A 13,753-nucleotide genomic window follows, 5' to 3' on the forward strand; every position below is an offset into this window, starting at 1 on the left:
CCGGTCGTCTGGGCACACCCGCCCGGGGCTTGGCGGGCGCACGGTTTCGTCCGCGCGCCGGTCTGGGTACACCCGGTGGCGAGAGTCGAGATCGGCTACCGTTTCCGGTACGTCGACCGCGATGACTGGGATGACGACGACGGCCAGTTCTTCATCGGCGTCGGGCCCGGTTGGGGCTGGGGGCCGTGGTGGGCGCCGCCGCCGGTGTATTATTCGCCCCCGCCGGTGATCGTCTCGCCGCCCCCGCCGGTGACGTACATCGCCCCCGAGCGCCCGGCGCCGCAACAGTACTGGTATTTCTGCCAGACGAAGCGGGCCTACTACCCCTACGTGAAGGAATGCCCGGGTGGCTGGATGAAGGTCGTCCCGCAGCCCCCGAAGGGGGAGGGGAATTGAGATTTGCGTAACTGCTGGACGGTCATCCCGTAGCCCGGATGGAGGTCCGGCGGGCCGTAATCCGGGGGGGCGCCGGCTTGGTCCCGGATTCCGCTTCGCTGCATCCGGGCTACGGGTGTCAGGCAGTTCCGCAAGCCGCAACAGTCACGCTTGCGATGTGGCGGCGAGCGCGTTTACGCGCTCCGTTTGAGAGGATCGATGCGGATGAACAACGGATTCAAGGCAGCAGCAGTGGTGGTGGCGGTCGGCGCGGCCCTCGGCGGGTGCGCGACGGTGCCGAGCGGTCCCAGCGTCATGGTGTTGCCGGGCCCGAACAAGACCTTCGAGCAGTTCCAGACCGACAATGCCGTGTGCCGTCAGTTCGCACGCATGCAGATCGGCGGTGCCACGGCCTCCCAGACCGCCAACGAGAACACGCTGAAGAGCGCGGGTGTCGGGGCGGTGCTCGGCACCGCGCTCGGTGCGGCGATCGGCGGGGGCCGGGGCGCGGGGATCGGGGCGGCCAGCGGTGCCCTGGCCGGAACCGCGGTCGGTGCTTCGAACGGGCAGCAGGAGGGCATGTCGGTCCAGCGCCGTTACAACATCGCCTACATGCAGTGCATGTATTCGCGCGGCAACCGCATCCCGGTGGCCGGCCATTTCGAGGGGCAGCGCCGCCGCGCCCGCGACTACCACCCGCCGCCGCCCCCCGGGACCACGCGGCAGCCGGGGTATCAGCCGCCGCCTCCGGGCGGTGACGGCGGAGACTGACGCGGACGTCGATCGGCGTGGGCGGTCTCCCTGAAGGCGCGCGGTGCACGGGCGGCTGCGGCGCCGCGGTGACCCGTCGGCTGGCCGCGGCCGCACTCCTCACCCTGCTGCCCGCCGTGGGGCGGGCGGCGGCGTTCGCCTACCCGAGCGGCGCCGGCAACATCGTCGGGCACGTGCGGGTGGTCATCGCCCGCAACGACGTCACCCTGCTGGACATCGCCCGTCACTACGACTTGGGCTACAACGAGATCGTGGGGGCCAACCCGGGCGTCGACCCCTGGCTCCCCGGCGCGGGCGCGCGCGTGGTCGTACCGACGGAGTTCATCCTCCCGCCGCGGCCGTGGAAGGGCATCGTGATCGACGCGCCGGAACGGCGCCTGTTCTACTTCCCTCCGGTCACGGCGCGTCACCCGACGCCGCGGGTCTACACGTTCCCGGTCGGGATCTTCCAGCCGGGATTCCCCGATCCCCTCGGCATGACGCGCATCGTCGCCAAGCGGCGCATGCCGCGCTGGGTGGTGCCGGCCGACATCCGTGCCCAGGCCGCCGCGCAGGGGGATCCGCTGCCGGCGGTGGTGCCGCCGGGTCCGCAGAACCCGATGGGGGAATTGGCGCTCGAGACCGGATTCCCAGAGATCTACATCCACGGCACCAGCCGTCCGTGGGGGGTGGGGATGCGCCCGAGCCACGGCTGCTTCCACCTGTATCCCGAAGACGCGGTCACGCTGTTCCGTCTCGTGCGGGTCGGCACGCCGGTGCGTATCATCGACCGTCCGTTTCTGGTCGGCCAGCGCAACGGCTTGCGCCTCTACCTCGAGCGGTTCGCGCCGCTCAAGGTCTACCATCCGCACGGGGACGCCGACGGCGCCGCCCGGGCGATCGCCCGCTACATGGGCGCGACGCAGCAGCGCTGGCGCATCGACTGGGCGCGCGTGCGCCGCGTCGCGGCGGCGGGGGAGCCGATTCCGACGCCGGCCTCGCGGGGCTCGGCCCCGCTCGGGCGTCTGCTGGCCGCGCTCCCCGCGCACGCGTACCGCTATCGGCCCTACGGCACGGACGCCAACGACGCCGCCCCGCCACCGCCGCTCGCCCTCGCCGCGCTCGCGGTTGCGGTTGCGGTTGCGCCGGCGCCGGTCACCACCGATCCGGCGCCGCCGGTCCGCATTCCGCACATCTGGTAGCATGAGACACCCTGTGTCAACCTCCTGGTGTTTTGATCAAGCTTTGGAGCCCTCCGTGCAAGGAGGGGTCATAGGGTTTGTGGTCGATCCAGGCACGCCAGATCACACGCAGCCAGGCTCTGGCGAGGATGCGGATGGCGTGCGGGTGGTCGCAGCCACGGCCGCGGGCCTTGGTGTAGACGGCTGCAGCCCAGGTACTGGCGTGGCGCGAGTTGTCGGCCAGGGTGGTCAACGCCCTGCGCAGCCGGTGGTTGCAGGCCCAGCGAAACACCACCGCCTTGTGCTTGCCCGAGGCGTAGGTCACCGGGGCGACGCCGGCCTCGGCGGCCAGGTGTTCGTCCGAGTCAAAGCGCTCGCGCACACTACCCAACTCCGCGAGGATCTGCGCGGCGCAGATGCGTCCGGCGCGGGGGAAGCTCATGAGGATGCGACCGTCGTCGCTGGCGGCGATGTGGTGCTCGATTCGGCTGGACAGCCAAGCGCTTTCGGGACAAATCGGCAGCCGGGGGGGATGGCCTCACGACGCATGGCTTGGCGCAACGCCCGCTCGGTGAGCGCCTGCACGAGGAGAGCCAGAAAGTAGAGGGTAAGGAAGGCCTCGATGCGGCTTGGGCTCTTGAGCAGGACGGGGCGGATTTCGTGAATAGGCGACACCTTGACATCCTCTCCGCCCTAAAGGACGAAGATTCCAGTGCTGCGGTCATACCGCCACCTGTCGGTTCGCACTTCGCTGACCGCTGGCTCCACGGGCCGTGGCCCGTTTAGCTCTTACGCTGTCTCCATGCGCTGTCACGGTCTGTCCGACCGCCAAAAGGTTCAGTGCGGCATTCAGGTCGCGGTCATGCCGCACACCACACTCGGGACACGTCCACTCGCGCTGGCTCAAAGCCAGTGCTGAAAGAATGTACCCACAGACTGAGCAGGTCTTGCTGCTCGGGTAGAAACGGTCGATCCGTACCACGGTCTTGCCGGCGCGAGATGCTTTTTCCTCGATCATCCGACCGGCCTGACCGATAGCCGCATCATTCAATGCACGGGCAAGGTGGTGGTTTTTCACCATGCCGCGCACATTAAGGTCTTCGAGATAGATCACGTCGAATCGCCTGACGAGATCGGTGGAGAGCTTGTGCAGAACGTCCGTCCGGCTGTCGGTGATGTGCTCGTGGATGCGCGCAATCCGTCGCCGCGTCAGTTCGCGGCGGTGACTGCCATTGACCTGCCGCGCCATGCGGCGCTGATAGCGGGTGAGGGCGCGCTGGTGCCGGTCGCCATGCCTCGGGTTGGCGATGCGTTCGCCGTTGGACAGCGTCGCCAGACGCGCCACGCCGAAGTCCACACCGACCTGTTTGCCGGTTTTTGGAGACTCAAGTGGCGCAACGTCCACGACCAGCGACACGAAATAGCGCCCGCTGGCGGTGCGGATCAGCCGCACCGACGAAGGCGGCGGTATCGCCTTGCGCGACCAGCGCACCTTGATCGCTCCGATCTTGGCGAGCTTGAGCGTTCGCGCCTTCGCATCGAAGGTGAAGCCTTGCGAGGTGTAGTTGGCGCTCTGCCGGGCCGCTTTCTTCTTGAAGGCGGGATACGCAGCGCGCCTCTCGAAGAAGTGCGCGAACGCCTGCTGCTGGTCGCGTAATGCCTGTTGCAGGCACACGCTGGACACTTCATTCAACCAGACGGTTTCCGGCTGGCGTTTGAGAACCGTCAGGCGCTTGTCCGTTTCCGTGTGGTTGACGCGCTCTCCGGCCTTGTAGGCATCCGAGCGCATACGCAGCGCCCAGTTCCAAACGTAGCGCACGCAGCCGAACGTGCGGTTCAGGTGTTCGGCCTGCTCCGGCGTTGGATAGCAGCGAAATGCCCAGCGCGTTTTCATGCTTGCAAATTATACGATTAAATCGTTAAACATAAAAGGCACGGCTTATGTCTCCCCCCTGAACGACGGAGCTTTACGCCGCTCTCGGTAAACGGTTGCCGAGGGAGTCGGGGTTCGGCCGGTTCCGAGGCATGGCGGCAGACGGCCCAACCGCAGCGGGATTGGACTACGTTAACCTTGCAATTATGGATTGCTGTTCCATAATTGCACGCATGATTCCGCGCCGGATGTTGCCTGAAATTACCGCCGCCCTCGCCGAAGCCCCGGCCGTGGCACTGCTGGGCCCGCGCCAGGTGGGTAAAACCACGCTGGCGCTGGAGGTCGCCCGGACGGGGCCATCAGCGTATCTGGATCTCGAGTCTGAGGCCGATCGCTCCAAGCTCGCCGAGCCCGAGCTGTATCTGGCGCAGCACGCCGACAAGCTCGTAATCCTCGACGAGATCCAGCGCACGCCGGGACTGTTCCGCTCGCTGCGCGGGCTGATCGACGCGGGCCGGCGCCGCGGGCAGGGCAAGGGGCGCTTTCTGGTGCTGGGCTCGGCGTCCATCGATCTGCTGAAGCAGTCGAGCGAGTCGCTGGCTGGCCGCATCCGCTACCTGGAGCTGGGCCCCTTCGACGCCGGCGAGGTCGGGCGCGACCGGCTCGACGCCCTGTGGCTGCGCGGCGGTTTTCCGGAGAGCCTGCTCGCCGATTCGGACGCGGCGAGCCTGCGCTGGCGGCTGGATTTCATTCGCACCTACCTCGAGCGCGACATCCCGCAGCTCGGCCCGCGCATCCCGGCGGAGACGCTGCGCCGGCTGTGGACCATGCTCGCGCATCAGCAGGGCGGCCTGCTCAACGCCGCGGCGCTCGCCCGCTCGCTGGCCGTGGACGGCAAGACGGTGGTCTCGTATCTCGATCTGCTGGTGGACCTGCTGCTCGTGCGCCGCCTTACACCGTGGCACGGCAACGTGAGGAAGCGCTTGGTCAAGTCGCCGAAGGTGTATGTGCGCGACAGCGGGCTGGTGCACGCGCTGCTCGGCATCGGCGATCATGAGGCGCTGCTGGCGCACCCGGTGGCCGGCGCAAGCTGGGAAGGGATGGCGATCGAACCCCTGATTGCCGCCGCCCCGGAAGGCACACAGGCCCATTTTTTCCGCAGCGCAGCCGGAGCCGAGATCGACCTGCTGCTCAAGCGACCGGGTGATCGCCAGCCCTGGGCGATCGAGATCAAGCGGGGGCTGGCGCCGAAGATCGAGCGCGGCTTCCATCTAGCCTGCGAGACGGTCGGACCAGCGTACCGGCGCGTGGTGTATTCCGGCACGGAACGCTTCCCGCTCGCTGCCGGCGTTGAAGCCGTCTCGCTGCCCGATCTCTGCGAAGAGCTTACCGCGCGATGAGCCAGTTCGTCTTCCTTCATGGTCGCACGCAGCGCTCGGTGCCGGGGCTGCGGTTCGATCCGGTCGCGCTGCCCCGGCCCGCGGCGGCGATCCAGCTGAGCGCCGAGCAGTTACAGCGGCTCAAGGCTTACTTGCGGCAGCGCGACCGAAAGCTCTCGGCCCTGCTTGCGGTTGCGGCTTGAGTGCGCCAGGCATGCTGCGTATCAGCCGCCGCACCTGCGTTGCGCTCTATCGCGCGATCACGCAGCTTCGGCCGGACGGCACCAGACTGACGACGATAAGGGACGGGTCAAAGTCGCCAGGACCGACCCGGCCCGGATTCCGCGGACTGGCAGCCGCACATCCCCGACAAGGCCCGGTGCGAGGCGCTGGCGGCGCGCTGCAAACGAGGTGCGTCGACACGCCGATGCGGGCGCACGGGCTCATGCCGGCGAGCGCCGGGGTGAACCGCGTGTCCGGGACCAGCTCGGCAAGCTGGTGGTGGACTACCGCGGTCTCGCGCACGAGCTGAAGCAGGGGCTCACCACAGAAGCCGCCCGGGACAAGACCGAGAGGCCGTGTCTATTCATGTATCCCGGGCGTAACGACGCAGGGAGGGTATCGTAGAACGCGAACTATCCGAAAGCCGGCATCCTCCCCCGGTCAACCGCAGCGTCTGGCCGCAGAAAGAGGCCGAGTGGCAGCGCACCTTCCTCTGCGGGCGCTGCGGGGCGACCTACGTGGTCCCCGAGTACGATCCCTACGGCGAGCGCCCAGTGCGCTCCGACCACATCGGGAAAGGCGCCGGGCTTCCACGCGCCGAACAGCCCGACGCGCGCCAACGGGCCCGGGCCAAGTCACAGGCCGACGCGCGCTATTCCCGCACGCCGAAACCCTGAGCCTCCATTTTAACGGCCCGTGTCCGGGCCCGGCCCCGGACACGGCCGCGGTGCGGCGGCTCCACCGCACCGCACGCCTCCTCTGCGGGCTCATCGCCCGATCGCGAGGGTTTGGACCGTGATACCCTTTCGGGCCGACCAACCCCTGCCTCACCCCCCGGATCCCCAAGAGACGTGAGATGCGCGAGGACCGCCGCCCCTACACCCTGGATGCCAAGGGCCGGATCCGCTGGCGGCCAGGCGGCAAAGAGACGTTCCGCCCGATCTGCCGGTGCATCGGCGTGGATGTCGACGACCTGCACACCGAGGCGGCCTTCGACGCGGCCTTCGAGCGCGCCGGCGATCACCTCTTCCGTCAGGTCATCGCGGCGGCCTGCCAGGGCGAGCGGGTCGCACTCGATTTCCTCGACGCCTTCCGCGATGGGCGGTTCAGCGATGCCCGCGCTATCATCGGTCGCGCCACCTTCCGGCTCGTGCGCGGTGATAAAACCGATGCGTCCTGAAGGTGGCCCCGCAAAAGCGGCATCCCCGAACGTCGTCCGCCGCGAACCCAATCCATCCCCCCGCGCATCGGGACCAGAATCATGGTCCATCGGATAGAGAAGAAACCGATGCCGGATCGCCTCCACCGCCCTGCACCCGGGAGTATCCGCTCTCGGTTTACCACACCCACAGCCGCCCGCTGATCCCCATCCCGACAGCCCCCGGGACCTGCGGCGCCGGCGCAGCGGCAAGGGGCGAACGCGCCATTGCAAGCCGACGCGACGGCGGTATCCTTTACCCGACTGCCCCCTCGCCTCGAACCGGAGCCGGATAAACCGATGCAAAACCCCATCGTCGATTTCGTCCAAGCCGCCCAGCGCATTCGCGAACGCCGCCGCCAAGCGCGTGCGCAACGCCTCTTAGCCCGCCTCGCGGCCCTGCCCCCGGCTCGGCGCGAACCGTACCGCAAACTCCTCGAGGCGGTATTCGCCGAACCGGGCAAGCCCAAGCCGCAAACCGATCGGCCCTGACCGGCAGTTCTTGCGCGTTCCCATTGCAGGGTTCCCGTAGAAGGTCCGCCATGAACTTCAGCCTCTCATGACGCATCCGTGGGTCGAACCCGGCCCGGCGGTGGTGGGCACAGCCCGCCGATTGCGCTTCCTCACGGCATTGCCCCTCTGTGGTATCCTCGCCATGCCGGGTGCGTGGGCGGCAGCGCCTCTCGGGCTTCCCAATCCCCGATGGACCCCGGGGCGGTCAATCCGGCCGTCACCCAGGCCGACCTTCACCAGCCAATCTGCGTGCGCGGCTACACCCGGACCATCCGCTCGCCGGTCTCCTACACCGAGCCGCTCAAGCGCGAGCCGCTGCGCGAGTACGGGTACGCCGATCAACGTATCTGGCACTACACGGTCTATCACCTGGTCCCGCTCGCGGTCGGCGGCGCCCCGCGCGATCCCCGCAACCTCTGGCCCGAGCCGCGTTACGGATACTGGAACGCGGCCCGCAAGGACCGTCTCGAGAACGAGCTGCATTGGCTGGTCTGCCACGGGCGGGCGGCCCTCCTGGCCGCACAGGCGGTCTTCGAGCATAATTGGATCGCCGGATACCGCCGCTACCGCGGGGCCGGATCCGACTCCGGCGCGAAATCCGCCGGCGATGAGTGCCACCAGGGCTCTGTGCGAGGCCCAGATCGGGACGCGTATCCGTGGCTCGCCCATCGGGCTCGCTTGCCGTTCCCCGGTTCGCGGCGCTTCTTTGGGCCAGTGCGGGAGGCTACGACGATGAGTGAATCGGGCATTTTCGCGGGGTTGGTGATTGTGACGATCCTGACCGTCCTCGCCGGCATCGTGACGTTTTGGGTGTTGCGCGGCATACCGAAACAAAAAGATCGCGACCGGTAGGCGGATTCCCTTTCCTGGCGCGAGCGCGCCTCCTCAAAAACCCAACCGAGTCCCCCACCGGAGCTTCACTCCGGAAGTTCGTGCGGGACATCGCAGCGAACCACGCTGTCCTGGGTATCGCCATTCGGATCGCGCGTGAACCTTCGACCGAAACACCCCGATCCGCCGTCCATGGCGAAGAACCGATGCTCGCGCCGGGCGACAGGCGCACCCAGGCCTTCCGCCCGATCGGGGCCGCGCACGGGGTTGGCCGAAGACCGTCGGCGCGATTCCGGACCACCCCTGGCACCGCCTAACGGGCGATCATGATCGGCATCTTCTGGGTCTATCGCGACACGGTCCTCGGCCGTGCCAGACCGTTGGCCGAAGGCGAGGAGAACATCCCCGGCCTCCTCGACAGCCCCGACGCGCACGGGGACGTGTGGGAGGCTCCGACAGGCCCCTCCCGGGCATTCCCCGAGCTTCGCGCCTTGGGCTACGAGCAGGTCCCGCGCGGGCGGGTGTGGTACGACACCCGCCGGCAACGGCCCATCGTCTATCTCGACCGCGTGCTGCTCGCCGCAGCGCACAAGACCCGCATCGCGGCATTCTTCGAGTTCGATCCACAGGCCGCCTGAAGGGCCGACCCGCATTACACGACGGATCCCAGCGATATCTACCGGCTGTTCGAAGATTGACAAAAGAGGCAGGCTCATCGGATGAGCCTGACTTCTCCGGATCGTACATCATGGGCTATGGCTCGTCGCCTTCCCCATGCGGACCCGCGCCAGTCCCTCGGCACGGGCCAGTCCGAAGATCTCCCGGTTCCCGCCCAAGGCGCGTCCGCACATGCCAGGTTCTCTGACCCCGCCGGGCCGTCCGGGCGCTCGCGCTGGCTCACCCATCTGTGTTGCCTTGCACCTGTGGGACGGCGTCGGCACCCGAGAAGGAAATCTTACGCAACTCAATGCGGTGGGCCGCCCGGAAATGCTTCAGCCGATGCGTGCCAGCACCGGGAACATACGCGCGATCCACTGGGCGATCCAGGTGAACTGATCGGTGAGAATCAGCACCCCCATCACGACGAGTATCACGCCCGCCGCCTGATACAGGCGCCGCCCGATCCGGCCCACGGAGCGCACGCGGCGCATGAGGCGATCCGTGAACAGCGCCACGAGCAGGAAGGGAATCGCCAGGCCCAGCGAGTACACGCTCAGCAGCGCCATGGCACTGCCGGTGGCGCCGCTCGCGCCGACCATCAGGATACTGCCGAGCACTGGACCAATGCAGGGTGTCCAGCCGAAGGCGAAGGCGATACCGAGCAGGTACGCCGACAGCGCCCGCCCGCCCGGCACGTTCAACTGCAGGCGCAGATCGCGCTGCAACAGCGGGATGTGCAGCACGCCCAGCATCGAGAGGCCGAACAGCACGATGATCGCCCCGCCGATCAGATTTGTCTGGGCGCGGTATTCGAGCAGGGTGTGACCGAGAAACTGGGCGCCAGCGCCGAGCAGGACGAAAACGGTCGAGAATCCAAGCACGAAGACCAGGCTCATCCCCAGGGCTTGGGCACGCGCCCCCGAGTGAGTGCGCAGTTCGTCGAAGTCGCGGCCCGCGATATAAGAGACGTAGCCCGGGACCAGCGGCAGCACGCACGGCGAGAGGAAGGAGACTGCCCCCGCCGCGAACGCGACGGCGATACCGATTCCGGAGATTTCGAACATGGGCGGGGGCCTCGATTGGGAGTTGGACGACGATAGGGATCTGTGACAGTCGCTTACGGGATCCGGCAGACGGAGCAGCCGAGGGCGGATGTTCCCGACCAGCAGGGCCTTCCGGCGACCCGGCGTGAATGATATTGAAGACGGCAGTCGCTTCGGCGATAGTGGCGAAAGCCGGGAAGACCTCTATCGTCGGCATCAGAACCCACCGGCCTTAGCCGTGGGGAGGTTCAGACAACGCTCGGTCGGACAACCCGGTCTTGCGCATCCCGTAGTCGAAGTGGCTGGTCTTGAACACCCTTCTCTTCGGTCAAGTATGTCACTTAGTAGCATAGAATACCCAGAAATTCCAGAATCAGTGTTCAGTTTCCCGACCACCCCGCGAGCGCTTTTCGCGCGTGGCGCAGCACGCCGGCCTCCAGATCCAGGGTACTGCCGTAGGGGTCGATCATCTGACTGGTCTCTCCCCCATCGCCATCGCGTTGTTAGTCAGATCCCGGCACCGCAGGTCTTCCTCCAGGGTGGCCGATGGATAGTTGCCGAGCGAAAACGTGTGCGGCTTGATCGCCCGTTGAAAAAATGCTTCCCGCGCCGGGTCTACGGGGTGGCGCAATCCCACCGCACTACAGAGCACGCGCGCGGTACTCGGCCAGTAGATCGAGAACCGGTTCGGGAACACAATCTGGGCGTGTCCCGATCGACAGCCCGATGACGCCTTCCTGCGCGAGCGCCTCATCGTACAGTGCGCGCAAACGCTCCGGCTGGTCATAGGTGTTGGTGTACGCCTGAAAGTAGGCGAGAAAACGCTGGGCGCCGGTCCGTCTGGAGATGACACGCCGACCGGCGTCGATCTGATCCGCAGTGGCGGCAGCCTTACGCCCGTTGGGACTGAACGATCTGTTATTGCAAAATGTGCGGCCACCGGTACCTTTCGTCCCATCGCGATTGGGGCAGGTAAAGCCTGCATCGATCGCGATTTTGTGCACGCGCTGGCCATGGCAATTCTTCATATAGCGGCCAAACGTATGCACAACTTCCGCGAGCGTCACCAAGCCACCTCATTGCGCCCATGCGCAGTAGGGAAATCTCATCCGGGTTCCGCGCTGCTGTGCCGCGCACATACGCCGCGTGCCGGCCCACGTTCCGCGAATACCATCGAGCTGACGTTCCTTGGAAACCCATGCACTTCGAAGGGGCTCGTTTGCGGTTCGCCGACTGGTAGGACACCGCGTGAACGGAAATTTGCGTTTCGTAGACGCCACTGCGTACGCACCTTTATAACAACTCGCGGCGCGCATGAACCTACTGGGTCGGTCTCGCGGCATGCGTTTACGGTGTGGTCGCTCACGGAAAGCCGCCCAAATTGGTTGCAGGAGAGGTCCGTAAACTCCGTATCCCGCCGCGGATCTGCGATTGGGAACGTATATGTATACCGGCTCAGCCCCCAGATGGTCCTTGATGCACATCGATATGAGGGCGGTCGATTCCGGAAACGCTTTCTGTGCGGCTGGCCCCCGCGGCTGGCAACAGCGGCGCCACAGGGTGTGTGCTCCTGACATTGCGCCGTTTAACGGATGGTCCCCTGCGTGACCGTTGTTTGCTTGACATGGATCAACACCCGTCGCGAAGAATCATCGCACTCTATTCCCTGAACGGTTCGGCGCGCGGCCGCGAGGGGATGGCAGCGCGGGTCGGGCTCGATCGAACACGAGCAGAGGGGGATTGGTCATGAATCACAGGGGACAAAGACGTCGAATTGCCTTCCATGCCGTAACGGACGCCCTGCTGGGGATGGCTTTGGGCTTGGCTTCCACCGCGGTCTACGCCGTTCCCAGCTTTGCGCGCCAGACCGGGATGCCGTGTAGTGCGTGCCACACGGTATTTCCGGAACTGACCGCGTTCGGGCGGTCGTTCAAGCTGAACGGTTACACCCTGACGGGGATGAAGCAGATCGAGTCAACCGGTACGTCCGGAAACGTAAGAATCAACGCGATTCCGCCGCTATCGGCGATGCTGCAAACTGGATTCACGCACCTCAATAAGGCGGTTCCGGGGCAGCAGAACGATAACGTGGAATTTCCGCAGGCGCTGAGTTTCTACTTCGCCGGAGAAATCAGCCCGCACATGGGCTCGTTCCTGCAAGTGACCTATACCCAGCCGGATGACCATTTTGGTTTCGATATGGCGGACTTCCGCTACGCCAACCGTACGACGCTCGGTGAGCGTGGCTTGGTCTACGGCGTGACGCTCAATAATGCGCCGGGCATGGAAGATGTGTGGAATACCACGCCAATGTGGACCTATCCGTATACGGCTTCTGACACGGCACCCACGCCCGCCGCAGGTCCTCTCGTCAACATGTTCATGAACGTAGCGGGCCTGGGTGGCTACGCCCTGTGGGACAACCACTGGTACGGCGCGGCCACCGTCTACCGAAGCGCCCCACTGGGACAGGGTGCCGCGCCGTCCGCTGGTTCGGTGCGCAACGTGGCCCCCTATTGGCGCTTCGCCTGGCAGGGCTATCTACCGAACCGTGCCTACCTGGAGGTTGGCACCTACGGCCTGTACGCCGATTTCCCGCGAGGCATGATGGGGATGGGCACGCCGGGCTTGACCGACAAATATATCGACCTGGCCGTGGACACGTCCTACCAGCAGCCGCTGTCCGGCACTCACCTGCTCTCCCTGCACGGCGTCTACATTCACGAAAACCGTACACTCGATTCGAGTTTCGCGAAGGGATTGTCCAGCAACCGCACCGATACGATGCAACAGGTACGGGTCGATGGGAACTACGAGTTCAGCCACCACGCGCAGGTCTCGCTCGGGTACTTCAATACCTGGGGGAGCACCGATGCGGCGTTTTATGCGACCACTCCTGGGGCCGTCGACAACAGCTCAAGCGGGAACCCGGGCAGCGCCGGCCTAATCACGGAAGTCGACTACCTGCCATGGGATAACACCAAATTCTCACTTCAATACACGGCCTACACGAAGTTCAACGGGGCGGGTAGCAACTACAATGGTGCCGGCCGCAGCGCGTCGGACAACAACACCTTATACCTGAACTCGTGGCTGATGTGGTGATGGCCAGGAAGAACCGGGGCCGAAACCCCTAGCGGACCGCTTCCCGGGCGCCGGTGAGGCGCGCCGCCCGGGCCGATACCACGCTGATAACCGACTGCGCCAGATGGGTTTTAGGCCCCGGGCCCAACCCCATGGTGGACCTGGGGGCGCCGGATCGGGCGCCCCTCGGCCCCGACCGTCAAATCCTCGTCGTCCTTGAGGCGAGAGACATTTATGGCCGTCGTACTGGCGTGCCCGACTGCTCGCCGGCCGCATCCCGGAGGGGAAAGAACGCCGGAGGGTTACCGGTTACCCGCCGGCGGCCCAAGTCGCTGGCGCACGGTCTCCCGGAGCCGGATGCGCAGGTGGTCCTCATCCAACGGTAGTTGACCGAACCCCAGTTGCTTGAGACCTTCCTCGAGGCCGCCCTCCAGGCCCCAGACGTCGACACGGCGGCCGTCTATCTGCGCCGCGCCGATCGCCTCGAGCGCGCCGCCGTACGCTCGATCGGTGAACTCCTCGGCACCGGCACCGCACCGGTTGCCCTCCCGATCGCGGTCGGCCCTCGCGAAGGACCCATCGGCCACGCACAGGCCCAGAGCACCCTCCAGCACTGCCCCGATTGCACCCACAATGGCCTCCAT

At 66.3% G+C, this 13,753-nt stretch carries 14 protein-coding genes and 2 pseudogenes; 11 read left to right on the forward strand and 5 right to left on the reverse strand.

What is annotated here, in order from left to right:
- Positions 1 to 90: 90 nt before the first annotated feature.
- The 3 genes from B7Z66_12105 (at position 91) to B7Z66_12115 (ending at position 2,327) form a co-directional block, all read left to right on the forward strand.
- Entirely contained in the window at positions 91 to 396 is a 306-nt protein-coding gene (locus tag B7Z66_12105) for a hypothetical protein (protein ID OYV75651.1), read from the forward strand.
- 198 nt (positions 397 to 594) lie between these two features.
- A complete protein-coding gene (locus B7Z66_12110; GenBank protein OYV75638.1) occupies positions 595 to 1,146 on the forward strand; it encodes a hypothetical protein in 552 nt (183 codons plus the stop codon).
- Positions 1,147 to 1,307: 161 nt separating this feature from the next.
- Positions 1,308 to 2,327: a L,D-transpeptidase gene (locus tag B7Z66_12115; GenBank protein ID OYV75652.1), complete on the forward strand. Its 1,020-nt coding sequence runs from the start codon at positions 1,308 to 1,310 to the stop codon at positions 2,325 to 2,327.
- Between the two features lie 16 nt (positions 2,328 to 2,343).
- Here B7Z66_12115 and B7Z66_12120 read toward each other — a convergent pair.
- Together B7Z66_12120 and B7Z66_12125 are read right to left on the reverse strand one after the other, a co-directional pair.
- Positions 2,344 to 2,838, reverse strand: a pseudogene (locus B7Z66_12120) (hypothetical protein).
- Between the two features lie 199 nt (positions 2,839 to 3,037).
- Positions 3,038 to 4,200 (reverse strand): annotated as a pseudogene (locus B7Z66_12125) (transposase).
- A gap of 212 nt (positions 4,201 to 4,412) precedes the next feature.
- On the opposite strand from B7Z66_12125, the gene B7Z66_12130 reads away from it, so the two are divergent.
- The 7 genes from B7Z66_12130 to B7Z66_12160 all read left to right on the forward strand — a co-directional run bounded on the left by B7Z66_12130 (position 4,413) and on the right by B7Z66_12160 (position 8,960).
- Positions 4,413 to 5,579, forward strand: a complete 1,167-nt coding sequence (locus B7Z66_12130; protein ID OYV75639.1) for an ATPase — start codon at positions 4,413 to 4,415, stop codon at positions 5,577 to 5,579.
- Entirely contained in the window at positions 5,576 to 5,761 is a 186-nt protein-coding gene (locus B7Z66_12135; GenBank protein ID OYV75640.1) for a hypothetical protein, read from the forward strand. Before B7Z66_12130 ends, B7Z66_12135 begins: the two co-directional genes overlap by 4 nt.
- 208 nt (positions 5,762 to 5,969) lie before the next feature.
- Positions 5,970 to 6,185 (forward strand): hypothetical protein, encoded by a 216-nt coding sequence (locus B7Z66_12140; protein OYV75641.1) that lies wholly within the window; start codon positions 5,970 to 5,972, stop codon positions 6,183 to 6,185.
- A 451-nt stretch (positions 6,186 to 6,636) separates the two neighbouring features.
- Entirely contained in the window at positions 6,637 to 6,960 is a 324-nt protein-coding gene (locus tag B7Z66_12145) for a hypothetical protein (protein OYV75642.1), read from the forward strand.
- Positions 6,961 to 7,278: 318 nt separating this feature from the next.
- Positions 7,279 to 7,470: a hypothetical protein gene (locus B7Z66_12150; protein ID OYV75643.1), complete on the forward strand. Its 192-nt coding sequence runs from the start codon at positions 7,279 to 7,281 to the stop codon at positions 7,468 to 7,470.
- A 210-nt stretch (positions 7,471 to 7,680) separates the two neighbouring features.
- Positions 7,681 to 8,343, forward strand: a complete 663-nt coding sequence (locus tag B7Z66_12155; GenBank protein ID OYV75644.1) for a hypothetical protein — start codon at positions 7,681 to 7,683, stop codon at positions 8,341 to 8,343.
- Between the two features lie 305 nt (positions 8,344 to 8,648).
- Positions 8,649 to 8,960, forward strand: coding sequence for a hypothetical protein (locus B7Z66_12160; GenBank protein ID OYV75645.1), 312 nt, complete (start codon positions 8,649 to 8,651; stop codon positions 8,958 to 8,960).
- 354 nt (positions 8,961 to 9,314) lie between these two features.
- On the opposite strand, the gene B7Z66_12165 is transcribed toward B7Z66_12160, so the two are convergent.
- Together B7Z66_12165 and B7Z66_12170 are read right to left on the reverse strand one after the other, a co-directional pair.
- Positions 9,315 to 10,046, reverse strand: a complete 732-nt coding sequence (locus tag B7Z66_12165) for a cytochrome C biogenesis protein (protein OYV75646.1) — start codon at positions 10,044 to 10,046, stop codon at positions 9,315 to 9,317.
- A gap of 620 nt (positions 10,047 to 10,666) precedes the next feature.
- Positions 10,667 to 11,092 carry a hypothetical protein gene (locus B7Z66_12170; GenBank protein OYV75647.1) on the reverse strand — a complete coding sequence of 142 codons (426 nt, stop codon included), beginning with the start codon at positions 11,090 to 11,092 and terminating at the stop codon, positions 10,667 to 10,669.
- Between the two features lie 742 nt (positions 11,093 to 11,834).
- On the opposite strand from B7Z66_12170, the gene B7Z66_12175 reads away from it, so the two are divergent.
- The gene (locus tag B7Z66_12175) at positions 11,835 to 13,130 is read left to right on the forward strand and encodes a hypothetical protein (protein OYV75648.1); all 1,296 of its coding nucleotides are present in this window, start codon (positions 11,835 to 11,837) and stop codon (positions 13,128 to 13,130) included.
- A gap of 281 nt (positions 13,131 to 13,411) precedes the next feature.
- Here B7Z66_12175 and B7Z66_12180 read toward each other — a convergent pair whose 3' ends face one another.
- Entirely contained in the window at positions 13,412 to 13,753 is a 342-nt protein-coding gene (locus B7Z66_12180; GenBank protein OYV75649.1) for a hypothetical protein, read from the reverse strand.

This window comes from Chromatiales bacterium 21-64-14, from assembly GCA_002255365.1.
Lineage (GTDB): Bacteria > Pseudomonadota > Gammaproteobacteria > 21-64-14 > 21-64-14 > 21-64-14.